Raw genomic sequence first — 23,531 nt, 5'->3', positions numbered from 1 at the left:
TCGCCGCGCATGGTACTATTAATATATGAAAAAATATATTGCAATTGCCAGTATTGCACTGGTAGTTGTATGTGCATCAGTCGCCTTTTTGTTTATCGTGAATAATCCTCGAGTAAGTACAGGTACGATCTCGTCACAATATAATCCAAAATATGCAGATGCAATCGAAATGCAGAAACCTGAGTTTTGTCATGAAATAAACTACGCTCTCCAAAGCGGGCCAACTGACGCAATCGATAAACTGTACGGCGATGAGGCAGTGAAATTATGTGAACGGCAGGCAACAACAGGTGGTATTGGTTGTGAATGCAACGAAGCATCGGTGCTCAATGATATGCGTAAAAAATGGTAAAAATCCATACAATTAATTGAATCTTATGATTCAATTCTTAACAAACTAGCCGGGGCACTGAAATCTCAGTATTGTTGCTGTGGCATGCAGGTCGCCTGTTGCGGGGGCTGGATGATACAATTTACATAAAGAATAGCCGTGGGTCGGTAAGGCTACAAAGTCTCCATAAAAATTACTCTGCTTAAAATATCATAAGTGGCAGCTCGCTCGAGCTCAACGGCGCATGCTGATTGCCCAATTATGGGGTAGAGGTAATAGTAATCGCCAACCTTCCAAACAGTCTGCGAGCCTGCTGCCCGCAGCTTATCGTACCTTTCTTTGGTGGTACCAATCGCATCCCCGCCGCTACTGCGCCATATTTCATCGCCGGTGCCGCGCCCGACTCTTACTTCCTGTCCTTTACATACAGAATCTAGAGTCTTGGAACCAAAAACTGCAACGTTGCCCTCAACTTTATAATACATATCACCAACGTAATTTTGCGGGATCTTCACGCCCCACTCTTTAATTATAAGATATTCGTTACTAATAGCCGGGTTGGTTTTTCTTTGAATTTCTTTGTTCTCAGCTGAAAGGCGAGCGATTTCTGCTGTTTGCCGGTCATTCTGCACCTTCGTCGCCCTGCTACTAGAAACAAACAGCATGACGGTAGCCACCAGCATAAATACGAGTGCAAGTAAAATACCCAAGCCGTAACGGCTGCGCTTAACTATCTTTTCACTCATTACAGGTTTACTCTGGCGTTCATCATTTTGTGCTGACTCTGTTTGGTTTTGCATATTCATACAATTACTATATCGAGTGTGCTTGGATAGGTTCTTTTCATGTTTTGAGTATATATCACCATATCGACGAATACGAGCTTTTAAAACACCTTTTTTGCGGTGCGATTATGTTATTATTTTTGATAAGTGATGAAGCAAACATACAAGATTAAAAATAAATTATTATACACGGGTATGTTGATAGTTTTTGCTGCCAGTTACGCGCTACGTTTTACGCAAATCCCGTATGTATCGGTGCACATTACGAACTTCGCAATAACTGGAGGTTTCCTTTGTTTATCGATATTCCCAGATTTGCTAAAACGCAAACTGACAAAATTTTCACTCCTCACAGCTCTTGCTTTTTGGCTGTTAGTAAATATTGTCGTTGAAACAGCCATTAAGCTCGACACGCTTCGACTTCTAGGTGTCGATTTTATTAACTTCAATACACCAGATTTGCTTGATGCGCTGTATGGAATTATCGCTGTAGCGGTTTTCGGATATGTGACTATTAATCATTGTACTGCCAAGACAAAAAAGCAAGTCTAGAATCCTACACTGCCTCACTCAGGGGGCTTCTGGTTTTAATAGCAATATTTTCGACAACCTCGTACTGCGACCCAGAGAATTATTAAACAGCATATCGTCTAACATAATCGCGCAATAATTGAGCATTTTTTGTTATAGTTAGCTTAATGATCGAAGTCAGAACTGAAGAATATAATAATCACAATATAGCCGTATCTCATCACGATGCAAAATCTAAGAGTATTGTCATTTTCTGTCACGGATACCGAGGGACGGCGGTTGGTCCTAGATGTTTTTTTGTACGAGCAGCTCAAAAATTTGAAGAAGCAGGCATATCCAGTATTCGCTTTGACCAGTACGGTAGCGGTAATTCTGATGGTGATTTTTTCAACTCAAACTTTGATGATTGGCTTGCTACTACTAAAGCCATCGCAAATAATTATTTGAACAAAGGCTACAAGGTCGCATTATTTGGTCAAAGTATGGGTGGGTCAACTGTCATTTCAGTCGGCTCTGAGCTTTCTGAGCTGACGGCAGTTGTTGCTTGGGTGCCTGATCCAAATATTGAAGAATTTATATACCCAGAAAGTGGCTACATAGAAGAAGGTGGCCAGAGGGTGCAAGCAGCTTTTTGGCAACAAGCACATGATGCGAGAGTCGCTGATAAATTGGTCAGGCTGAAAGCACCTGCATTTATTGTTCAGTGTACTGACGACGAATATGTAGATACGGCGAACCGAAAAGCAATCTCGGACAATGCCCAACCCAACCATAAGGTGGTGGATTATGTGGGCTATAATCATAGTAGTTGGACATATGACCAAGCAGAAGAAATAATCACAAAAAGCACTGACTTTGTTATTGAATTATTTAACCAATAGATTAGCCGATATGCGACAGGTTTTTTTATATAGATTAAGGTTAGTGATATACTTTTGTCATGAAGGTTACTATCAAGTTAACGGCAATTTTCTTTGCTATATTCATCATTCTTTTTTCACTCTCGCCGATGGTATCTACTTTTGAAGCAATTCCAAATTGTAATGAAAGTTCCGATAAATATAACGGCATCACTGATACAATCAGCGAATCAGGTAATTGCGCTCGACAGACAAGAAGTATTGCTGTTTTTCCAGTGTACAGAACCGTCGTATGTGAAATATGGCATCAACCGGGCTGTGCGCCAAATACTTTAAGTCCAGGATGGTATGACAATCTTATCAACCCGGTAAACGCCATAATAATATTGCTGCTTGCAACAGTATCATATAGGTTAACATCTGATATTGAAAAAAGGCCCCGGCGGGGAGCACCGCTTCCTGGGGCAAACAAAAAATAGTCAGGAATAACTCTTGCCCGTCCGGCTATACAAGAACAGAGTTCTCCTAGCCGGAACTGTTCACCCGTACACTAGGGTGACAGACTATGAGCCCATTGTCTGAGTTAATAAGATAAGCAGCGTTTCGAGCTTATGGCGTACACTATGTTAAGGATTGATTACCGATAATAATGGTTCAGTCGGCCTAAAATGGCATGTCCTTTTTTGGGTGGATATATAGAACATCTACGACCGCTATTTATGTATTTAGTACAGTTCTTAGCGTAGTAAAGGTGGTGGGTAATATGGGCACAGGGCATATGCGCCTCCTTCATATGATTTAGTTGTTACAAACCATGTTGTACAGACGGAGAGTGAATATATCCTTTTTTGTTTGAAGTCTTGAGTGTAGCAGTTTAGGGGTAGTTGTAGGTTTAATAGCTAACAACATGCCGCTTATGGTACAATACTGCTACAGCAACATCGAGAAATAGAACAGATTGGACATAACTGCACCGTGAGTCGATTACCTACGTCTGGCGGTGATGATGGTCTATGGGGAGATATTCTCAATGATTTTCTTTTGGTTGAGCATAATGCTGACGGCACGTTAAAACAAACCGGTTCACTTGCAACAAAAGCCGACAACACGACTACTGTCCACACTACCGGCAACCAAGCAGTGGGCGGCACGAAAACTTTTATCTTTTCCCCTATTGTTCCAGTACCAACACTACCCAACCATGCCGCCAGCAAAGCATATGTCGACGGCGCTTCTACAAGCGTTCCAGACGCTTCTCCAACCACTAAGGGTATCGTTCAGCTAGCTGGTGACTTAGACGGTACCGCTACTTTGCCGACCGTTCCAGGCTTAGCCAATAAGGCAGACACCAGTACAGTCAACACTGCACTTGCAACAAAAGCCGACAACACGACTACTGTCCACACTACCGGAAATGAAGTAGTGGTCGGCACCAAAACTTTTACCATCTCCCCAATTGTTCCAGTACCAACACTACCCAACCATGCCGCCAGCAAAGCATATGTCGACGGCGCTACTGCAAGCGTTCCAGACGCTTCTCCAACCACTAAGGGTATTGTTCAGCTTACCGGTGACTTAGGTGGCACCGCTACTTCGCCCACCGTTCCAGGCTTAGCTAATAAGGCAGACACCAGTACAGTCAACGCCGCGCTTGCCGGCAAAGAACCAACTATTACTGCTGGTACTACTGGTCAGTATTGGCGTGGTGACAAAACCTGGCAAGCACTAGACAAAACTGCCGTTGGGCTTGCAAATGTAGACAATACCAGCGACGCAGACAAACCTGTGTCGACAGCGACACAAACAGCGCTAAATAGCACAGTACCAACAACCAGGCAGATTATTACTGGTACTGGTTTAACAGGTGGTGGCGACTTATCTGCCGACCGCACGCTAACAGTTACTTACGGTACGGGTGTTGGCACGGCTGCCGAAGGTAACGACAGCCGTATAGTAGGCGCCGAGCAAACGATCAACAAGGCTGCTGCAAACGGCTATGCATCGCTAGACAGCGGCACAAAGGTGCCAATCTCCCAAATACCAACTGTGGCACTAACGCGCACATACCCCTTTTCGTATTCGGGCACGTTGGTAGTAGTATCGGGTACGCACAGGCTTTACAACGACTCGGGTACAACGTGGACTATTCGCAGCGTGCGTGCTAGTGTTGGCACAGCACCTACCGGTTCGTCAATACTTATTGACATCAATAGCAACGGGTCAACGATTTTTAGCACTCAAGGCAATCGGCCCACTATTGCAACTAGTGCTAATACTTCGGGTAAAGTAACTAATATGGACATAACAACAGTTGCCGACGGGGCCTACATAACGGTCGATATAGACCAAATAGGTAGCACGGTAGCCGGCAGTAATTTAACAGTACAAGTGGAGGTAATGTAATGGCATTATTATTTATAGATAGTTTTGACGCAGGTGATGTTGCTTTAAAATGGAATCTTAGCGGTTCTGTATCCACGAACGCTACTACACGTTTTGGAACCGGGTTGTCTATTACGAGTGGCTTCGTCTCTGTTGCATCTAGGCTTATTTCCGCATCGGCTCAGGTTACTTGCGGTTTTGCTATGCGGACTAATATTGTTAGCACCAATGGCTCTGGTGTAGCGCTATACGGCGATAATGGCGCGACAAACCATATTACAGTTAATCGAGAAGTCACAACAGGCTTACTGCAAATTAGGAGAGGGGGTGTCAGTGGCACCGTTTTAGCGACAGGTACGACACCTCTGGCTCTTAATGCATGGTATTTTATTGAAGTTCAGGCAACTATTGCCGACGCCGGTGGTGTCGTAAAAGTGCGGTTAAACGGTGCAGGTACCGACGAAGTCACCTACACTGGCGACACAAAAAACGCTGGAACAAACACTACTATTGATATGGTGGCATTCGTAAACTCGAATAGTACTACCGTCTTTTTTGACGATGTATATATTTTAAATTCTACCGGTAGCACCAACAATACCTTTTTAGGCGATGTGCGTGTGCATGTGTTGACACCAAACGGCAATGGCACCTACTCTCAACTTACCGGTTCGGACGCCGACCAAGTCAATAACTACCAGTTGGTAGACGAACTTCCGTACTCTAGTGCAGACTACACCGGCTCTGCCACCACAGGGGAACGTGATACATATGCACTTGCCAATCTACCGTCCGGAGTCACACAAGTGTTTGGTGTACAAAACAACATAATTGCAGCTAAAAGTGACGCGACGGCCGCAAGTGCAAAATCGGCGCTATATACTGGCGGTAGTTTGTATTATGGAGCGACGCGAGTCCTTTCGGTATCTTATCTGTCATATTGCGATATGTTCGAAACAAACCCGAACACAACAGTTGCCCGGGCTGCAGCCGATGTTGACAGTTTAGAATCCGGCATGGAAGTGGCCTAAAAGTTTCATATGGCAGCTGCCCGAGATGCAATAACTTACGTAGAAGTGCTGGACTCACTCGGTGCTTCGGTTGTACGCAACGCTACGTCTTATATAGAAGTACTCGACAAACCGATTACTGCCGTTCGCAACGCTACAACCTACGTAGAAGTACTGACTGTAGCTACACTCCAGCCGGGTTTTATCGGGTGGGGTTTGCCAATTGTAAACGGCTAGCCTAGACAGCTCTAACAAACCAAAGTATTTTATCCTTAAGGTTCAACCCTTAGCAATGACTCACTCACCGTACCTTAGTGCGGCTCCTTACGTTCTTCGATGAGAAAAAGCACATGAGTTTTAAAGTACAAAATGCGTGTGATTTCGAAATATGTTGATGCTCACGACCTGATACAATAACCGCATGACATTAAAACGCAAACTCTATTTGACCAGTGTGATTTCTTTGACTATTGCTATCCTTAGTCAAATATATATTGAGTCTCCAATGTTCGAAAACTACGATGATGGAGCTGCAGGCTGGGATAAGTTAGGTACTGCAGTTTGGACTACAGTTATAGTCACTCTGCCTGCCGCCGCAATCGCCGTCGGCGCATTTTTAGCGGCAGTAATCATGAGCGTCAGGCAAAGAAAAAAAAACATTAGTGAAGCCCAATCATTTAGTCAGGCTGTTTTTCGTCTTGCCCAAGACGGTAAGCTTAGACTTAGAGGCTCACTGACCCCAGTACGTTATCTCATTGCACGGTTCGGTCGATTTAGCGGGATTTCTAATCTATAACATACCAGCATTTTTAGCTAGGAAAAAGTTATTTAAGTTTAAGTTTTAAGCTAAACAATGCCCATAAAAAATTCATTGCTCCGACAAAGAGACCCATGCCTACTGTCCCAATAATAAACTCTGAGATGGATGGGTTTAAGCTCCTTGGAAAATGATCCATGACGTAGATTAGAAAAATATTTAAAAAAACCATTCCTACTGCAAATATTACTATATCGATGGTTCTTGGAGAGGTTCTTTTCATGTTGTTAGTATATATCACCGTATCGGTGAATACGAGATGTTGATATCACAGTTGCAAGCAGGGGCCGTATATATTGCCGAAGCTTCACTCAAGTTCGTTTCTGATAGTGGGCAGTTTTGATATGGACTGAATTCTGATATTAAAGTTTAGACTGCTATCTGGCTGCTTACTTTTGAGGAGTATGGAAAAATTGCGATATAGCCATGTATCTCTTATGCCTTTTGTTCGAGAGTAGAGAGGTCAACATCCATGTCAGCCATCTTATTAACAATTAGTTTCTTGGCATCAGCAATACCCTTGTTGTATATTTCCGGTCCTAGATTTTCAGTAACAATATCGACAATTTCCTGAGCAGCAATGACGCCAAATGTTGATACGTCATCAAGTTCTTGAATTCTAGTGATAACCTCATTCAGCAGCTTGCGTTGAAGCTCTTCATTTTCAGTATCCCATTTCCGAAGCATATATAGATTATACACGCACGGGGCTGTTACCCGGCGAAAGAACTCTCGCGGTATCAGACTCACCAGAAGCATCCATTGGCCACGTTTGCTCGTCTATCGAGCTACGGGCCATCTGCTCAAAGTGAATTACCTTCTGACTTGCTCGTGGATGAGCTCGCCCTTTTTAAAACCGTTGTTTACGCCCAGTTCGGAACGATTATTCAATATCTCGTTTTCGGAATCCAACGATTGCTAGAAAACCGCTTATCAGAAACACGCAAACCAAATACACTACGAGACCACGCGGCGTTTTGCCAGAAAGCGCATCAAGCGGTGTGAAATAGTGGTAGGGCATAAACTTTACAGGTACCTCAAGCCAATCTGTTAGGCTGCTCAGGCTTGCCAGAAGATAGCCGCCAAACGCGAGAGTTACCGCAAAGGCGGTGGCAGCGCGCTTGGTAAGTCGGCTGGCTGCGTGCAAAGTGAGGGCAATTAAGCCAAACGAAAAACAAAAAAGGGTGGTATATGCTGTTGCCGAAAACAGACGACTAGCGCCCACATTTAGCTCAAAAATAGGGCAGAGGAGTAGTATCGTAGTGAAGGTCAGCATGGTTACAGTGGTAAATTCGAGGCAGAAAGCAATAATTTTGGCGATCAGTAACCGCGCTCGACTGATTGGACGGGCAAGTAGCAGCTCAAGGGTGTGGGTCTGTTCTTCGCGTCCAAGCAGCCCGGCTCCGCGAGTGATGGCTAGAATCATCCAGATGAGGGGGAGTGTCGCATAGAAAAGTTGAGAGTTTAAAAATTGCAGTGGATCGCCCACGTCTATATTGTTGGCACCGCCAGTTTTAAGCCCGCGCAGTTCGGGCGGCAGAGTGTTTATGACCTTGTTCATTTCGGCAGCTTGGTCACGGATGGAGGGGAAGAGGGCAAGTATAACTGCTGTCATGATTACCGATGCGAATGTCCACCAAAAAATTGCTTTACGCCGCTGCCTCAGCTCCCAAACAATCACGTCTTTCATGCGCCGTCTCCATAATACCCGAGAAATTCGTCTTCTAAATCAATCTGTTGCGTTGTCATGCCCGTAATGTTGCAGGTTGCAAGCACCCGTAGCGCTTCGGCAATTGTTTTCTTGGGCTGCACAATGGCAATGTGCCCTTCGGTAGATATTAGTTTAATAGCTCGATTTGACTTTAGTTTCTCGGCGTCTTTTGGGTGCGCCAAAACTACTCGGAATGTCGTTACCGCTAGATTATTGTCATCCTTAATGCTTTGCTCGCGTATTAGTTTACCATGTTTAATAATACCAACGCGGTCGCACATCCGTTGCACTTCGGCTAAGTTGTGGCTGCTCACAAACACAGCTGCGCCTCGTGTCGCGGCTTCACGTACACACTCGTAAAATACTTCTTGCATGAGCGGATCAAGCCCGCTGGTTGGTTCGTCTAGTATGAGAACATCAGGCTCATGCATGAGCGCTTGTATTACCCCTATCTTTTGTCGGTTGCCCTTACTGAGCTGGTCGATACGCTTTTCTGGCTCGGCCTCAAACCGGCGAATAAGATCGTTAAGATAGTCCATTTTCACCTGGGATTGCAGTTTCATCAGATACGCAAACATTTCATTTCCTGTGACACGAGGCCAAAGAGCAACATCTCCAGCTAGGTAGCCAACATGTTTTTTGACCCTCACGCTACCGCTGACAACATCTAGCCCCATTATCTTCGCGCCGCCTTTGGTCGGCTGGATAAAATTCATGAGTAGTCGTATGGCCGTAGACTTGCCCGCGCCATTTGCACCCAAAAACCCGTACACTTCACCCGGCTTTACCTGAAGTCTTAGCGCATCGAGCGCAGGAGTTGTTGTGCCCGGATAAAGTTTGGTTAAATTTTGTATGTCGATACTGACAGTCATTAGCTTCTAGTATACTACGTTTTATGAGACAAATTATTTTGGCCAGTGGTTCACCGCGGCGTAAAGAATTAATGGAGAAAATGGGGTTAAACTTTGTCATAATCCCCAGCGAGTTTGACGAATACTTGGATGAATCTAGATCGGTCGAAGAAATTGCCATGGAGCTTGGCCTCGGCAAAGCCCGCTCCGTAGCAGCAATATACCCAGAAGCAATCGTGATTGGCTGTGACACTATTGTGACCGTTGGTGATGTTCAGCTTGGTAAGCCAACAGACATCGAAGACGCTCGCCGAATGTGGCGGTTGATTACCTCGGCGCCAAATAAAGTCACGTCCTCGCTGGCAGTCATTTGTAGGGCCGAAAACTACGAAAAAGTGACCTATGACAACGCCTGGGTCTACTTAAAGCCGTACAATCAAACGCTCGTGGAGGCCTATCTTGCCATGGGTGACTATGTTGACAAAGCCGGTGCCTACGGCATCCAGCACATCAGTACTATGCTTGACCACATCGAAGGTTCTGAGGACACCATACTTGGTCTCCCAGTAAAAATGCTAGCCGAAATACTACAAAAGAATTTTGGTAGCCTGGAAGGGTAAGCTGTTACAATTATTTATATGACAAAAACGGGCAAGCTCCTATTCCTTAGCCAGTTTGTACTGGCGGCTGCAATTGTGGTTTGCACTATCATTTTGCCGCAATTTTTATTTAGTCGCGACCAGGGTGGCATAAGTAACTACGGGGTGCACCGCGAAACAATCTGGCCGTTTACAATCGGCTTTATAGGCTGTGGGCTACTAGTTTGTGCGGCGGCGCTGAGTTTGCCGGTAGCCACCGCTCATCGTGCAGGACTCCGTACAACACTCCTTCTAGTGGGTGGCCTGACTTTGCTTGTCGCATTCTCTACTTACACGTACAAAGTTAATCGTTTTTTTGATCTTGTACATGTGTACAGCGCCGTTTTACTTTTTGTAGCGGAAGTACCGCTGGCGTTATGGTTTGCGCTTCGGCTAACAAAAACTACTACTGCCAGATGGTTGCTTGGCCTGTTTATCACGGGATTCATACTTTCTGGCTTGACCTATTTTGGGCTTATACACGTCTTGTTTATGGCTGAAACAATGACAACCTTTAGCTTTGGCGTCCTCATGATACTAGCCGTCGAATCGGTTAGTATCCCTACGAACTGAGCTAGGACTTGACTTGTGCTGCGCAGAACCCCAAACCATCGTTTGTTGACGTGAGAAAACGTGCCGAGGTTATTTTGAGCCAGAAAACAAATTGATATCCCTGAGCTCGGGGGGTAAAAAGCCGCTGGGGTGTTTGAAGCCGGCCTCCCATTTGGCACCCTTGCCGTAGCCGAGGTCTTTCATAAGTTTTGTTGGCGCATTGCGCAGGCCGAGCGGGATGGGTAAGTCAGGGTGCTCGCTGGCGGCTATTTTGGCTTTGCTCCACGCGTCGTAGGTTTCGCGCGACTTTGGCGATTTGGCAAGTACGACTGCTACGTGACTGAGGTTTATTTCTGCTTCTGGTAAGCCAATTCGTTCCACCGCCAAAAAACACGACACGGCGAGATTGAGAGCGGCTGGTGCAGCCAGGCCTATATCTTCGCTGGCAAAAATCACCATGCGTCGGGCAATAAACTTTGGGTCTTCACCGGCCTGAATCATTCGTGCTAAATAATAGAGCGTGGCGGTGGGGTCGCTTCCCCGCATACTTTTTATGAAAGCTGAAATAACGTTGTAGTGTGTTTCGCCTTTTTTGTCGTAGCCTGGCAGCTTAGTTTGCGCTGCCGTCTCAACCAGTTCTGATGTAATTGTTTTACCAAGTGCCAGGCGCTGCGCAAGCTCAAGATTGCCAAGGGCCACGCGGGCATCACCGCCACTCAAATCTGCTAAAAGTTCGACAGATTTCTTGGGCAAAACTTTGGCATTTAACTTCATCAATTTCGCGCTTCTCTGTAAAATTGCAATTATTTCACTTCGACTAAGTGGCTCGAGCACGAGTACCCGGGCGCGGGAAAGCAGGGGGTTTATGATTTCAAAGCTTGGGTTTTCGGTGGTTGCGCCAATGAGAGTAATAACGCCGGACTCAACATGTGGCAGAAAAGCGTCCTGCTGAGCTTTGTTAAAGCGGTGTATTTCGTCAACAAATAAAATCGTTTGCAGACCAAGTCGCTGGTTCTGACCAGCGCGGTCGATTACCTTGACAACATCGGCCTTGCCACTTGTCACGGCACTAATCTCGACAAATTCAGCACCCGTTTCGGTTGCAATAATTCGCGCTAGGGTCGTTTTGCCCGTGCCAGGCGGACCCCACAGGATGAGACTGGTCGGTTCTTTGTTCTCTATAATCTGTCGGATGATTTTCTGAGCACCAACCAAATGGACTTGCCCAATAACATCATCGAGCTTACTAGGTCTCATCCTCTCCGCCAACGGCCTTGTATCCATAGCTACAGTATACCGGCCTACAGGTCACGAGTCACGGTTTCAATCGAGTGAAGCAAGACTACCCTAAATAGAAGTCAGAGATGGGATAAAAGCGCAAAAAGACCCTTATTACGTGTGGGCAAGGGCGGTTACAGTGAAGATTTGGTGTACAGGTCGCCGTTTGATAGGGTGGCGGTGACCGTAAAAGTTGTGCATTCACTGGCGATTTCGCATGTTTTGCCGCTGGCAGTTTTGGGCTGATATGAATAGCGATTTGTGCCCGGCGTATTGCTAATCCGATTGTCGACGCCTTCAGGGTCTATGAGGTTGGTTGTATCGAGACCTTTCATGTTGGTAGTTCGCCAAGTGGTATTGTTGATTTCTGCCAAAGTCGGGTAATAGCCGTTCTGGGCGTAGCTGGCCTCAATATACGACCGGACAGCGTTTATGTCTGACTTGCGCTGAGCATCGTTTGCATTGTCTTGAATGCTACTGGAAGATGAGCTGTTCGTTGAATCTGACGGATACGATGATGAGTCGAAGGTATCAAAATACCTTCCACCGTACGAAGAGACTTCGTACGTAAAGCATTTATTGCCTTTGCCGTGCTTATACGGGTCGGCCTCAACATCGCTATTGTAGCTACTACTGTATGCTGTGTACGAAGACTCGGTATCTTTCGTCGTGTCTGTCTTAAATGTAGCACAAAGTTTGTATGACTCCTGGCTAGGGCTATATTTGTAATCATCAAGTCGGTCTTTTGTGTCATCAATGTTCTTCAAATCGCTTAGGGTTTTTGGCAGGCTGTTGCGGGAAGAATTATAAGTGTCAATGCTTGAATGGAGAGTAGCGATGTCCTGGCTTTTTTGCTGGTCTGACGCTTTAGCTTTTTGCTGGCTAATGGTAGGAATTTGCAGACCAATTGCGACAATACTGACAACACTGAGCACAATGACAAGCAGTTTTTGCTGAGATGAGAGAGGCATATTATTTAGCCCCCTGCTTACGATACTCTTTACCAATCACGAAAACGGCAAACCCAATCAGGGCAGTGTTGAGCACTGAAGCAATCACAAGCTGCCACACCGGATCCCCTTGTGTTGCGCTAGTCAAAAGTGACAGGTTGTCATTTCCGTCTACCATTCGCGATACTATTTGATACACAAGTCCTGACAAGTTACCGATTATAGTCATAATCTGTACAACAATAAAGACACCCAAAAAGCCTTTGCGCCAGCGATGTGTCACGACTGCCGGTGACTCTGTCTCATATGATTTTGTTCTAAGGTAAAGCATGATAAAAAACGGTAAGCCAACAATCACGGATGACAGAGAGGAAACTAGTTCAAAGTTACTGAAATCGTACAAGTTAAAGTCATCTCCCGTTGATTTTTCAGCCGAGATAAGGCTATCGATGCCAATGTTTAGTAGGTTTGTCAGCGCAAAAAGCAACGCCGTTAAAACCACGAGCATGACAAAGTATTCGGGGAGGTAGGCATATGACTTCAGCCAGCCTCTTTTCTCTGGAAGCTCTTGGATACTGAGAATTGTGGCGTTGCCTGACGATGATGTCATCGGGTCGCTGCTGGTAGCCGATGCGTTAGATGTTGTTTCGGTTGGGGTGATTACGCCCTCATTTGAGCTTTCCGTCTGAAACGGTGCTGGTTGTTCTGTTAAAGTTGCTGGTTCATTTTTTTCTTTATCCATAGCATGTCCTGCTTATACTTAATATATACAAGCAAGTATACTCTACAACAATTACAACCAGAACAAGCCGCGGATAGAATCCTGGGTCGGTGTAAGCAGCTTTGACAGCTCTGGCGGCATGCAGACTGACTGGTGCGAAATGCGTGAGAGCTCGCGGTTGCAGCGCAAAGACAGCTGGTGTGTACAGCTGTCTTTGCTTGACTCTAGTAGGTTATCTCTAGCAGTCGTAGGCTCGCTCTACCACCAATGGTTGGCTTGCCAAAAACTGTAGGCACCTTCCCAGCCGCCGTATCGGCGTGCCGCATACCCTTCAAAATATGCATCTTGGCAGGCGTAGTCAGCGCCACACTGCGCGCGGAGTACACCGTTGCAATCTTGCCCAAGCCCATAGCAGCCGGTAGGGTTTGTGGCATTTGGGTTATTGCCACTTTCGCGTGAGTAAATGTACGCTTTTGCGGCGTTTGCACTCACCGGATAGCTGCCGGCAGGTGCGGTTTGACGATAGGTCGTCGTTGTGCCGCGGTAGGCCTGCGTGGGTTTTGGGGCGACCACGACGGGTTGCGGCAAGGGGCGTTCGGCCAGGACTTCGTCGGCTCCAGGGATTCTGATTTGATCACCCGGGTTAATTACATCGGGATTAACGATGCCCGTGTTTGCGTTGAACAGTCGCACCCAGGTTGTGCCGTTTGCTTCGGCAATTTTGCTCAAACTATCGCCCGGCTGGACTGCTGCTATCACCGGCGCAGGAGCTGCTGGTTCAGCCGGCTTCACTTCAGTTGGCTGTTTTTCCTCTGTAGTTTTTACTTCGTTTGGCTTTTCGACTTCCAGTGAAGCAAGCTGCACCTTTTCAATGAATTTTTCTTTTGGTACATATCCCAGCGTTTGAGCTGAGACGCGTGGCATGGCTACACCACAGATTACGGTCGCAAGGGCGACCGCTGATATAACGGTTTTACGCATAACATTCCCTCCTTAGCGCAAGCTTGAGTACATCCCGGCGAATTGATATTGAAAAGCCAGGGCAAGCTGCTAGTGCCTCAAAACTCCACCAAAAAGTTTTGCCGCACGTAGCGAATAGGCTAGTACATAAGCATTTCGCAAGTCAAGCAAAATATAAGCTGCGGCTCGTTGTTTCCAGAGGCCATTGTGACGTTACTTTATTTACAACAAAACGTTGTTTTAAACACATCGAGTACATGATTTCAGAGGTTTATTTTTTTGTACGTTTAAGTCGGCGCGCGAGTGCTTGCGCGCGGTCTGATTCGTCTTCTATCTCATGTCCTAGTATTTCTTCAAGCAAGTCTTCTATAGTGACTATTCCGACTATCCTGTCATCTTTTTCAACAGGAATTAGGTGCGTCTGTGCAGAAATAAATTTGCGGAACATTGTATCAAGTGCGGTACCTGAACCAACCGTTTGGGTTGGGTGTAGTACCAGCTCGTCGACGCGTGGCGGGTGCTCGTCGAAGTCGATATCTACTAATTCTTTGACTAGGATAACGCCAAAGCAAATGGTTTTACCGGTATTAAAAACGGGTATCCGGCTATGCCCATTTTCTTTGATTTCGTCTATCAGGCGGTCATTAATAACACTGAACGGTTTCAGAGAATATACCTTTGCAATCGGGGTCATAATGCTGCCAACTTTCTTTTCACTAAGCTGGAGGGCGCCTTTGATGATTTCTACCTCATCTTCGTCAAGTTCGCTTTCTTTTGCCCCAAGATGCTCGGCGACCAGCAGCCCAAGCTCGTGTCGCGTGTGTAAATCGTGAGTGGCATGTTTGAACATGTTGTCTAGGAGCAGCTGAAGCGGTTTTGCGAGTGGATAGGTGATGATAATCATGAGCCGTAGCAGCCAGGTCAACCTGCCGCACCAGAGGATGGCATTTTGAGCAAACAGTGCCTGCGGCATAATTTCAGCAAAGATGGTGAGCGCGAGGGTGCTGATGACGACAGCCCAGATGCCACTCAGTTTTGAATCGAGTACGAGCGGTGTCAGAGAGGCGGCGGCAACGTTGGTGAGTAAAATGGCGGCCAGAGTGAGGTGCGCGTTTTTTCGCAAAGGAATTAGCCACTTGGCGTACATGCTCCCCAGCTTGGCTTTTCGCTTGAGGTCGGCAAGGTTTAGCGACATAAACGCCACATTGAGCCCTGAGCAAATCGCGGCAATCCCAACGAGAATCATTACTTCAATAACGAGTATTAGTATGTCCACAACGTGAAACAGTATAGCGTACGACCACCCCTGTTGCAAACCGCTTTAGGCTTGTTAACTAAAATAGTCTATTCTATGGGCATGTCTGAAACTGGTATCAGTGCCCAAAGTATTTACGGATTTCCTACAGATATTTGGCCGCCGTTCTATGGTTTGATGCAAGCATACCAACACTGCGATGCTATTGAGCGTCTGACTGCGCGAGCGGTATTTGATGACCTTATGAGTTTTGTATCCCAACCCGACCCTAATTCGGTTATTCCGTTTGTCTCAGGTTATAGTGATGCTACCAGCAGTGTAGTAAGCTCTAGTGGAGAGATTCGAGCAGCACAGGCAGCACTTGCGGTAATTTTTGAAAAGGTAATGCCAGCAGTTATTGGTGTAACCGTCCGGTATACACCACGCCCACAAGACGCCCCAGTTGTCGAACCGAACGTCAACCGCGCAATTAGCCCGCAAGACGCCCCCCGCTTAGTGTCAAATGTTTGGCTGTCCCCAAAAGAAGGTATATTGTCGGTACCAGAAGAAATTCCTGCGGTTCAGCTTGATGAGAACCAGTTAACTGGACGGATAACGGCTATCAACGTTCGGCTTGGAACCGTAGGCCTGACACGCACCGAGGGTACCGAGCTTAACCTCAGACAGCGTCAGATCAACGTATTGCTTTTTCGTGAGCAAAATAAATTTGGAAGTAATGATCGGCGTACAATAGTCAATACAGGCAGGTTGTATCCTGTAGATGAGCAGGATGACTCTCGGAGACGCCGTCCCCGGCGGTGGTCATCAGGATTATTTGGGTTTCTCAGCGGAATAAACAGCGAAAAAACCGAAAATACCGAAAACAGCGATTGGATTCAGATGACAATTGATGAAGAAAGACGACGGCTGCAAGTGAACGGCTTTTTACCTCGTTATGTTTTGTGATATAATTACAACGTAAGGGCGCTAAAGACGGCGCTTTATTTTATGGCTACAACACAAGACCCGAGTAAAATTCGAAACATTGCAATTATTGCGCACGTTGACCACGGCAAAACGACGTTGGTAGACGGGCTTATGAAACAAAGCCACACTTTTCGTGATAACCAAGCAGAAATGAGCCAGGAACTCATTATGGACAGTGGTGACCAAGAGCGGGAGCGTGGCATTACCATCACAGCGAAAATAACTGCAGTCCAGCATGACGATTACCGTATAAATATTGTCGATACGCCTGGACACGCGGATTTCTCTGGAGAAGTAGAACGGACGCTAAACATGGCTGACGGCTGCCTGCTAATTGTTGATGCCCAAGAAGGGCCAATGCCACAAACGAAATTTGTACTGGAAAAGGCACTCGAGGCCGAGCTGAAACCAATAGTAGTGCTCAACAAAATAGACAAGGCAGGTTCTCGCATCGCTGAAGTAGAAGACGAACTGGCCGACTTGTTTCTCGAGCTTGCCGTACACGAAGACCAGCTGCATTACCCGGTATACTACGCTATTGGGCGAGAGGGTAAGGCGTGGGCAACACCGCCAATCGATTCAAGTGAAAAAGCTGACCTTTCATCTTTGTTTGACGCCATTATTAAAAATATTCCGCCACCGGCAGTTGAACTCGACAAACCATTTCAAATGCTGGTAACAGCGCTAGCGTGGGATAATTTTAAGGGCAAATACTCCATTGGCCGGATTACACGTGGTCGGGTAAAAGCAGGCGATCAGGTAGCCTTGTGCCAGAAAGATGGTTCTATCAAGAAGTCCAAGGTCGACTTGGTTTTCATGAGCCGCGGGGTCACAAAATATGAGGTGCCAGAAGGCGTCGCCGGCGACATTGTCCAGCTTACTGGCATAAGTGAAGCGCAAATTGGCGAAACTTTGGCCGATGCTGAGCAGCCAGAAGCGCTGCCAACCATTGAAGTTGAGGCACCAACGCTGCGAATTTACCTTGGCCCAAACACTAGTCCGTTTAAGGGTCTCGAGGGCGAGTTTAATACCTCTAGGCAAATTAGCGAGCGATTGGCAAAAGAACTGGAATCAAATGTTGGCCTACAGGTAAGCGATGACGGGATTGGCTTTACGGTAGCGGGACGCGGCGAGTTACATTTGGGCGTACTGATAGAAACTATGCGCCGAGAAGGCTACGAATTTGAAGTCGGCCGCCCACAGGTTGTTACTCACGTCGAGGACGGTAAAGAAGTTGAACCTATTGAAGAAGTCATCATCGAAGTACCAGCCGAGCAGGTTGGTACGGTGCAAATGGAGCTTGGTCAACGTCGTGCGATGCTCAAAGAGCAATTCATGAGTCCCAGTAAGGGTGTTACCAAGCTTGTCTACACAATGCCTACACGCGCACTTTTGGGTATGCGAAACATACTACTGACCAACACAAAAGGCACTATTGTTATGAACACCCTCGTGACTGGTTATGCCCCAATTGGCCAGTCACTGGAGCAACTCCGCAACGGCGTACTGATCGCCTACGAAACTGGTACAACTATGCCCTATAGCCTCGAAACAGCCGAAGCGCGTGGCACGCTTTTTGTGGGACCAGCTATGAAGGTGTATGCTGGCCAAATTATTGGCCTCAACACCCGCCGCGAAGATATGGAAATGAATGTCTGTAAAGCAAAGCACCTAACCAACATGCGCTCGACATCGTCCGATGGTGTAGTCCAACTGACGCCTCCAACGGTATTTAGCCTAGAGCAGTGCCTCGACTTTATAGAAAATGACGAGCTGCTTGAAGTCACTCCTCAAAACCTCCGCCTACGCAAAAAAGAACTCGACCCCAACAAGCGCAAACGCCTGAAATGACCGTTTATGCTTTAAGGACGCACAATGCCAAAATTCAGAACTGCCTTAGCATAGGGATCAATAGGCACGAGTTTAACCTGGGATTTATCTGAGCCTGTCACAATAAGGTTACCAGGCCTTAGCCCCATTCGATTTATTGCTGGGGCACGGTAATAAATGTCTGCCTCAACTTTTTCTACTGCTACTCCGCTTTCACGAAGAGCCTTTCCGACCAAAGTCTGGGTTGCCTTAGGGGGGGCGCTTCTAACTCAGTAGCACCAGAGCCTTCTATAAATTCACTTATCATAACTGTCCGGATCCTGTCGCCCTGAGAGGAAGATTTATTGGGCTTAAAAATGAGCAATGGTGTAGCTGGGTTGAATTCAAAAGATTGGTCTTCGTGTTGAATGGTATTTGCACCTCCTTTTCGCAGCGCCTCGATACCTTGCGATAGTGAAACGAGAGCTTTTGTCGCCGCAAAGCCTATGTGCCTGTCAACCTCTCCTGGATTACGCGAGCGCTTACATGCCAGTTTCGTTTCGGCTATGGTGAGAGTTGAGACGATTCCCCAGCTGCCCGATCCTACTTGGGCAGATGCCGCGAGATTGCCAGTAATTACTTCAAACAGTGGAAAAATGTTGTCGAGGAGTAATTGTTTTCGAGTGGGGTCAACACACATTGTTCCGCCCGCCCCCCCAATCTCAGCAATTTTATACATTGGCCATGGATTTTCACCGTTTGCCGTCATATGCATTGATCGCCGTAAGTCAAGGATTTTCATTTACAGTATTGCGCCCTGGGTGGCGCCGTGGTTGGTTTGGGCGTCGTAAAGTTCATTGGCCGTGTCAAGCATAGCGACGTAGCTGTCGATAACTGTTTGCACCTGCGAAGTCATGGCGTTACAGTCAATCGAGCCGAGATTTTGGAGCGCAACAGTGAGGCGGGTGGCGTAGTTGGTGTCAATTGCCGCGTGACCGTCTTCATGTGTTTTGAGTGCATGAGCGTAACTATCCCAGGCGGAAGCTACCTCTGGTGAAATGGCATTCCCAGGTGAAAAAGCTGGCATAAGCTGGTTGACGTGGAGGCCGACCTTGACATCAGTTATGCTACAAAAACCGTTCGTCACAGTCGGTGTATATGCCCAGTTGAGTTGGTACGCCGTAGCTGCGTGATACGCCCCGGCAGCTTTGCGCAGGGGGCAGTTTGTAACAGCCTTCCGCAACGAGCTGACACTTGAACCGTACACTGTGTAGTAGGTTGGTGCATCTATCTGCTGGGATAGGCCAGGCGCGGCCGAACCAAGCGCCACTGCAGCCGGCAATGCGTAGGCATACCCGGTGCATACCTGAGACGTTGCAATAGTTTTTTGCGAAAGAACGATAGTTGTTTGCGAAAGAGCTGGGCTTGTTTGAGCGGCTGCAGTAGGTTCGGCGGTTGCAGCGGTCGACCCACTGTCGGTTGATGATACAGTGGAAGGGAGAGGCACAACTTGTGCCTTTGCAATAGCAGCCAACTGCAGCACTGGTGAGTGGCTGCTAATTCGCAGAATATCTGTGTGTATGCAAAAAATCAGCAGGCACAGTATAAACAACTGAGAGTGTCTGTTAAAAAGGCGCATAAACCCGGCGACAGTCGCTAAGCGACGCCGAAAACTTAAAATCATTCCCATCTCCTCTGGCTGCACAGAGCAGTCAATAGAGTGTATTGTAACAATAAAAAGGTGCAATAGTCAATATAATGCTATGGTACAACCATTCCGTTTGTGGTACACTGCGGCTGTAAGATAAAACCGATATGATTACTATTTATTACAGCCGTGCTCGAGAGCGAGCGCTTCAAATACTTGAGCAGTCTCGTGCTGGGTCATGGGTGGCTGTTACTGCGCCGTCAGACGATGAGCTGAACATGCTTTCTGAAACGTACGGCCTTAACAAAGACAATCTTGAGGACGCTATTGATATATACGAAGCACCACGTGTCGAGACCGACCAAGGCGCGGTGTACATATATACACGTTATTGTCACCCCGAAGGTATTGAGATTGCGACCGAGCCGCTGCTTATCGTTTACACAAGCGACTATATTTTCACCGTTTCGCGCATAGAAACATCCATTCTCGACCGGCTAGTGCGTGATCAGCTTGAGTTTGTAACCACCCAAAAAGCCAAAACAGTGCTTTGGATGCTTGCAGAAATAAATACGTCCTACGAAAAACATTTAACAAAAGTTGCACGGCGGGTGCTACAAACGCGGGCAGATATGCGTCAGTCTCGGCTGAGCGCAAAAGAGTTTGTCCGCATTATAGAGCTCGAGGAAGACCTTAACGAGTTCCTGTCGGCTCTGCAGCCCCAAGCGCTCCTGTTCAGCGCATTGCTGGGGGGCAAATACCTTCGACTCTACGAAGATGACCGCGACATGATTGAGGACATAGAACGCAGCACGGGCGAGCTGATAGGGCAGGTGCAAGGACGGCTCCGTACGCTTATGAATATGCGGCAAGCCTACGATGCTATTGCGACAACAAACCTAAACGCTACTTTTAAACGCCTGACGTCTATTGCGATATTCCTGACCATACCGACTATTGTGGGTGGACTGTGGGGTATGAATGTGGCAGTGCCATTTGCAAGCAATTCACACGCATTTTTAATTGTGATTGGGATAGTGCTAGGACTTTCGACACTGGCTGTAATTATTTTTCGCCGCAATAAATGGCTTTAGCTCTTGGGCACTAACCCTGTATACTAGTGCTATATGAAACATTTACTACATGAACATTCAGCATTTCGCATATTTGGTTTTTCAGTTTTCGCAACGGTTGCAACATTAATAGGAATAACCTGGGGTCTCGGTTGGGGCGCGCTGTTTGTCACCATCATTCTTATGGTGGTTGAGCTGACATTTAGCTTCGACAATGCCATTATCAATGCCAAAATTCTCGAACGCATGAGTCCATTTTGGCAAATGCTGTTTTTGACAGTCGGTATTTTCATAGCCATTTTTGGTATGAGGGTAGTGTTCCCTATACTGATTGTGTCCATTACAGCCGACCTTGGCTGGAAAACAGTCCTTGATCTAGCGCTGAACAATCCCAAGGAGTATGCGCAGCATTTGGATGAAGCACATCCGACCATTTCTGCATTTGGTGGAGCATTTTTGCTCATGCTTGCTTTCCACTTTTTCTTCAGCGATGAGCGAAACACCATGTGGATTAAGCATATCGAGGGGCATCTAAAGCGCTTATCTCACTGGGCGTGGCCGTCGGTTGTGACTACGATATTGCTCTTTGGCGTTGCCATGTTGCCCATAAACTCACACGCCAGGACAACTTTTTTGGCGGGTGGTTTCGGTACGCTAACGTACTTACTTATACATGGTGCGATAAAAATAATTGAAAAATATCAGGGCGTTGATGCAAAAAAATCTGCCGTCAAACAAGTGGGGCTGGCAGCTTTTATGAGTTTTGTGTACCTGGAAATTCTCGACGCAAGCTTTAGCTTTGACGGTGTTATCGGTGCATTTGCCATCACCAGTAATGTCGTGCTGATTGCGGCGGGGCTAGGTATTGGGGCTATCTGGGTGCGTTCTATGACTGTTTTTATGGTACGGCGAGGGACACTAAAGAACTTTATCTATCTGGAACACGGCGCGCATTACACCGTACTTGTGCTGGCAATAATTATGCTCTTTAGCGCACTCTACCACATCCCGGAACTCATTCCTGGTCTGGCCGGCATAGGTATTATTGGCGCATCTATAGCCGCCTCTGTTCGCGTTCGCAAAAAGTTGGAGACCGGCGAAGTCAAGCAATGAGCCAAAAGCCGTTTTCGTATGTCGTTCATTCGCGGCTTAAGGGTGCGCTGGCTCGGACAGGTGTGATTCATACGCCGCATGGCGACATAAAAACGCCAGCGTTTGTGGTTGTTGGTACAAAAGCGAGCGTAAAAGCTATGACGCCTGAGCAAGTGCGGGGCACGGGTGCTCAGGCAATGCTTGCAAACGCCTACCACTTATATCTTCAGCCGGGACCAGACCTTATCGAAAAAGCAGGGGGGCTAGCAAAGTTCACGCACTGGGAAGGTCCAACATTTACCGATAGCGGTGGGTTTCAGGTTTTAAGTTTGGGTAGTGGCTTTAAAAAAACGCTTAGCATGGATGTTGAGGGTATCTCGGCCGATGATGTGATTGCGCCACGCAAGGAACGTCAGGCTTGGGTAGACACTGACGGCGTAAATTTCAAATCGTACCTCGATGGTTCGATGCACCGTTTTACGCCGGAACATTCTGTTCAAATTCAGCACGGAATTGGTGCAGATATTTGTTTTGCGTTTGATGAGCTCACGTCACTTATGGACACACGTGCTTACCAAGAAGAATCAATGCGTGAACGTACCCAACCGTGGGCGCAACGGAGCTTACGTGAAATGCAGCGCTTGCGCAAAAACCACCCCGTACGACCGTATCAGGCTGTGTTCGGCGTACTTCAGGGAGCAAATTACGAAGATTTACGCCGAGAAACTGCCACGTGGATGGCCGAGCGAGAATTTGACGGCTACGGTATTGGCGGTGCTATCGAAAAGCAGAAGCTAGGTGAAATTGTGCAATGGTGTAACGAAATCTTGCCAGAAGACCGACCAAAACACATGCTTGGTATAAGTGAACCTGATGATATGTTTGCTGCCGTTGAGCACGGTGTCGACACTTTTGATTGTGTTTCGCCGACCCGCGTCGGACGTAACGGTGCGTTTTACACATTTGAGGGACGGAAAAACATTCGAGGTGCCATGTATAAACAGGACTTTACGCCACTGCTTGCAGACTGCCTCTGTTACACATGCCAAAATTTCACCAGAGCGTATGTGCAACACTTGTTCCGCGCAAAAGAACTTTTGGCCAATACCCTCATGTCCATACACAACGAGCATTTCATTGTTGGCCTAGTTGACAACATGCGGGCAAGTATAGAAGACGGCAGCTTCTACGCTTTTCGCGACAGCTGGCTCGCCCAGTATTACCACGGTCGAAAATAACCTGTTTTTCGCACCATCTATCAGTGCGTGACTGGTTGCGCCGCAGGCGTTAGGCAAGCGAGAGCGAAGCCTT

27 protein-coding genes are annotated in these 23,531 nt (G+C 47.0%); 15 read left to right on the top strand and 12 right to left on the bottom strand.

The features are described 5' to 3' along the window. Positions 1 to 25 precede the first annotated feature (25 nt). Positions 26 to 352 carry a hypothetical protein gene (locus IPL85_05825; protein QQS19754.1) on the top strand — a complete coding sequence of 109 codons (327 nt, stop codon included), beginning with the start codon at positions 26 to 28 and terminating at the stop codon, positions 350 to 352. Between the two features lie 152 nt (positions 353 to 504). On the opposite strand, the gene IPL85_05820 is transcribed toward IPL85_05825, so the two are convergent. Then, entirely contained in the window at positions 505 to 1,137 is a 633-nt protein-coding gene (locus IPL85_05820; GenBank protein QQS19753.1) for a hypothetical protein, read from the bottom strand. Positions 1,138 to 1,266: 129 nt separating this feature from the next. On the opposite strand from IPL85_05820, the gene IPL85_05815 reads away from it, so the two are divergent. The 7 genes from IPL85_05815 (at position 1,267) to IPL85_05785 (ending at position 6,695) form a co-directional block, all read left to right on the top strand. Beyond that, the gene (locus tag IPL85_05815; protein ID QQS19752.1) at positions 1,267 to 1,668 is read left to right on the top strand and encodes a hypothetical protein; all 402 of its coding nucleotides are present in this window, start codon (positions 1,267 to 1,269) and stop codon (positions 1,666 to 1,668) included. A 146-nt stretch (positions 1,669 to 1,814) separates the two neighbouring features. Continuing rightward, positions 1,815 to 2,528 carry an alpha/beta fold hydrolase gene (locus IPL85_05810; protein ID QQS19751.1) on the top strand — a complete coding sequence of 238 codons (714 nt, stop codon included), beginning with the start codon at positions 1,815 to 1,817 and terminating at the stop codon, positions 2,526 to 2,528. Between the two features lie 59 nt (positions 2,529 to 2,587). Continuing rightward, the gene (locus IPL85_05805) at positions 2,588 to 2,986 is read left to right on the top strand and encodes a hypothetical protein (GenBank protein ID QQS19750.1); all 399 of its coding nucleotides are present in this window, start codon (positions 2,588 to 2,590) and stop codon (positions 2,984 to 2,986) included. A 496-nt stretch (positions 2,987 to 3,482) separates the two neighbouring features. Then, positions 3,483 to 4,910 carry a hypothetical protein gene (locus IPL85_05800; GenBank protein QQS20454.1) on the top strand — a complete coding sequence of 476 codons (1,428 nt, stop codon included), beginning with the start codon at positions 3,483 to 3,485 and terminating at the stop codon, positions 4,908 to 4,910. After that, positions 4,910 to 5,920 carry a hypothetical protein gene (locus IPL85_05795; GenBank protein QQS19749.1) on the top strand — a complete coding sequence of 337 codons (1,011 nt, stop codon included), beginning with the start codon at positions 4,910 to 4,912 and terminating at the stop codon, positions 5,918 to 5,920. The genes IPL85_05800 and IPL85_05795 overlap by 1 nt, the downstream gene beginning before the upstream one ends. Positions 5,921 to 5,929: 9 nt before the next feature. After that, the gene (locus IPL85_05790) at positions 5,930 to 6,136 is read left to right on the top strand and encodes a hypothetical protein (protein QQS19748.1); all 207 of its coding nucleotides are present in this window, start codon (positions 5,930 to 5,932) and stop codon (positions 6,134 to 6,136) included. A gap of 184 nt (positions 6,137 to 6,320) precedes the next feature. Continuing rightward, the gene (locus tag IPL85_05785) at positions 6,321 to 6,695 is read left to right on the top strand and encodes a hypothetical protein (GenBank protein ID QQS19747.1); all 375 of its coding nucleotides are present in this window, start codon (positions 6,321 to 6,323) and stop codon (positions 6,693 to 6,695) included. A gap of 28 nt (positions 6,696 to 6,723) precedes the next feature. Here the strand turns inward: IPL85_05785 and IPL85_05780 are convergent, their stop codons facing one another. From IPL85_05780 to IPL85_05765, 4 genes are all read right to left on the bottom strand, one after another. Continuing rightward, positions 6,724 to 6,939: a hypothetical protein gene (locus IPL85_05780; protein ID QQS19746.1), complete on the bottom strand. Its 216-nt coding sequence runs from the start codon at positions 6,937 to 6,939 to the stop codon at positions 6,724 to 6,726. A 212-nt stretch (positions 6,940 to 7,151) separates the two neighbouring features. Further along, positions 7,152 to 7,403, bottom strand: a complete 252-nt coding sequence (locus IPL85_05775) for a DUF2164 family protein (GenBank protein ID QQS19745.1) — start codon at positions 7,401 to 7,403, stop codon at positions 7,152 to 7,154. A gap of 196 nt (positions 7,404 to 7,599) precedes the next feature. Continuing rightward, positions 7,600 to 8,406, bottom strand: a complete 807-nt coding sequence (locus IPL85_05770) for an ABC transporter permease subunit (protein QQS19744.1) — start codon at positions 8,404 to 8,406, stop codon at positions 7,600 to 7,602. Beyond that, complete coding sequence (locus IPL85_05765) at positions 8,403 to 9,299, bottom strand: ABC transporter ATP-binding protein (GenBank protein QQS19743.1); 897 nt, start codon at positions 9,297 to 9,299, stop codon at positions 8,403 to 8,405. The genes IPL85_05770 and IPL85_05765 overlap by 4 nt, the downstream gene beginning before the upstream one ends. A 23-nt stretch (positions 9,300 to 9,322) precedes the next feature. On the opposite strand from IPL85_05765, the gene maf reads away from it, so the two are divergent. After that, the gene (gene maf, locus IPL85_05760) at positions 9,323 to 9,898 is read left to right on the top strand and encodes a septum formation protein Maf (protein ID QQS19742.1); all 576 of its coding nucleotides are present in this window, start codon (positions 9,323 to 9,325) and stop codon (positions 9,896 to 9,898) included. 18 nt (positions 9,899 to 9,916) lie between these two features. Then, positions 9,917 to 10,489: a hypothetical protein gene (locus tag IPL85_05755; GenBank protein QQS19741.1), complete on the top strand. Its 573-nt coding sequence runs from the start codon at positions 9,917 to 9,919 to the stop codon at positions 10,487 to 10,489. 69 nt (positions 10,490 to 10,558) lie between these two features. Here IPL85_05755 and IPL85_05750 read toward each other — a convergent pair whose 3' ends face one another. The 5 genes from IPL85_05750 to IPL85_05730 all read right to left on the bottom strand — a co-directional run bounded on the left by IPL85_05750 (position 10,559) and on the right by IPL85_05730 (position 15,653). Next, positions 10,559 to 11,752 (bottom strand): replication-associated recombination protein A, encoded by a 1,194-nt coding sequence (locus tag IPL85_05750; GenBank protein ID QQS19740.1) that lies wholly within the window; start codon positions 11,750 to 11,752, stop codon positions 10,559 to 10,561. A gap of 128 nt (positions 11,753 to 11,880) precedes the next feature. Then, the gene (locus tag IPL85_05745) at positions 11,881 to 12,717 is read right to left on the bottom strand and encodes a hypothetical protein (GenBank protein QQS19739.1); all 837 of its coding nucleotides are present in this window, start codon (positions 12,715 to 12,717) and stop codon (positions 11,881 to 11,883) included. Between the two features lies 1 nt (position 12,718). Then, positions 12,719 to 13,438, bottom strand: a complete 720-nt coding sequence (locus IPL85_05740; GenBank protein QQS19738.1) for a hypothetical protein — start codon at positions 13,436 to 13,438, stop codon at positions 12,719 to 12,721. A gap of 237 nt (positions 13,439 to 13,675) precedes the next feature. After that, positions 13,676 to 14,398: a LysM peptidoglycan-binding domain-containing protein gene (locus IPL85_05735; protein ID QQS19737.1), complete on the bottom strand. Its 723-nt coding sequence runs from the start codon at positions 14,396 to 14,398 to the stop codon at positions 13,676 to 13,678. Between the two features lie 250 nt (positions 14,399 to 14,648). Continuing rightward, a complete protein-coding gene (locus IPL85_05730; protein QQS19736.1) occupies positions 14,649 to 15,653 on the bottom strand; it encodes a DUF21 domain-containing protein in 1,005 nt (334 codons plus the stop codon). 81 nt (positions 15,654 to 15,734) lie between these two features. Between IPL85_05730 and IPL85_05725 the strand changes: the two genes are divergently transcribed. Both IPL85_05725 and typA read left to right on the top strand, forming a co-directional pair. Further along, entirely contained in the window at positions 15,735 to 16,577 is an 843-nt protein-coding gene (locus IPL85_05725) for a hypothetical protein (protein ID QQS19735.1), read from the top strand. 42 nt (positions 16,578 to 16,619) lie between these two features. After that, complete coding sequence (gene typA / locus IPL85_05720) at positions 16,620 to 18,449, top strand: translational GTPase TypA (protein QQS19734.1); 1,830 nt, start codon at positions 16,620 to 16,622, stop codon at positions 18,447 to 18,449. A gap of 181 nt (positions 18,450 to 18,630) precedes the next feature. On the opposite strand, the gene IPL85_05715 is transcribed toward typA, so the two are convergent. Together IPL85_05715 and IPL85_05710 are read right to left on the bottom strand one after the other, a co-directional pair. Further along, entirely contained in the window at positions 18,631 to 19,209 is a 579-nt protein-coding gene (locus tag IPL85_05715; GenBank protein QQS19733.1) for a hypothetical protein, read from the bottom strand. Beyond that, positions 19,210 to 20,091: a DUF922 domain-containing protein gene (locus IPL85_05710; protein ID QQS19732.1), complete on the bottom strand. Its 882-nt coding sequence runs from the start codon at positions 20,089 to 20,091 to the stop codon at positions 19,210 to 19,212. Positions 20,092 to 20,222: 131 nt separating this feature from the next. Between IPL85_05710 and IPL85_05705 the strand changes: the two genes are divergently transcribed. Genes IPL85_05705 through tgt form a run of 3 tightly spaced genes read left to right on the top strand, consistent with a single transcriptional unit; the run spans position 20,223 to position 23,458 of the window. Beyond that, a complete protein-coding gene (locus IPL85_05705) occupies positions 20,223 to 21,149 on the top strand; it encodes a magnesium transporter CorA family protein (protein QQS19731.1) in 927 nt (308 codons plus the stop codon). Between the two features lie 33 nt (positions 21,150 to 21,182). Further along, the gene (locus IPL85_05700) at positions 21,183 to 22,241 is read left to right on the top strand and encodes a DUF475 domain-containing protein (protein QQS19730.1); all 1,059 of its coding nucleotides are present in this window, start codon (positions 21,183 to 21,185) and stop codon (positions 22,239 to 22,241) included. Beyond that, positions 22,238 to 23,458 carry a tRNA guanosine(34) transglycosylase Tgt gene (gene tgt / locus IPL85_05695; protein QQS19729.1) on the top strand — a complete coding sequence of 407 codons (1,221 nt, stop codon included), beginning with the start codon at positions 22,238 to 22,240 and terminating at the stop codon, positions 23,456 to 23,458. The genes IPL85_05700 and tgt overlap by 4 nt, the downstream gene beginning before the upstream one ends. The last annotated feature ends 73 nt before the right edge of the window (positions 23,459 to 23,531 follow it).

It is taken from the genome of Candidatus Saccharibacteria bacterium (assembly GCA_016699955.1).
Lineage (GTDB): Bacteria > Patescibacteriota > Saccharimonadia > Saccharimonadales > UBA4665 > JAGXIT01.
The sequence above is the reverse complement of the archived record's forward strand: the minus strand, read 5'-3'. Positions and strand labels throughout refer to the sequence as shown.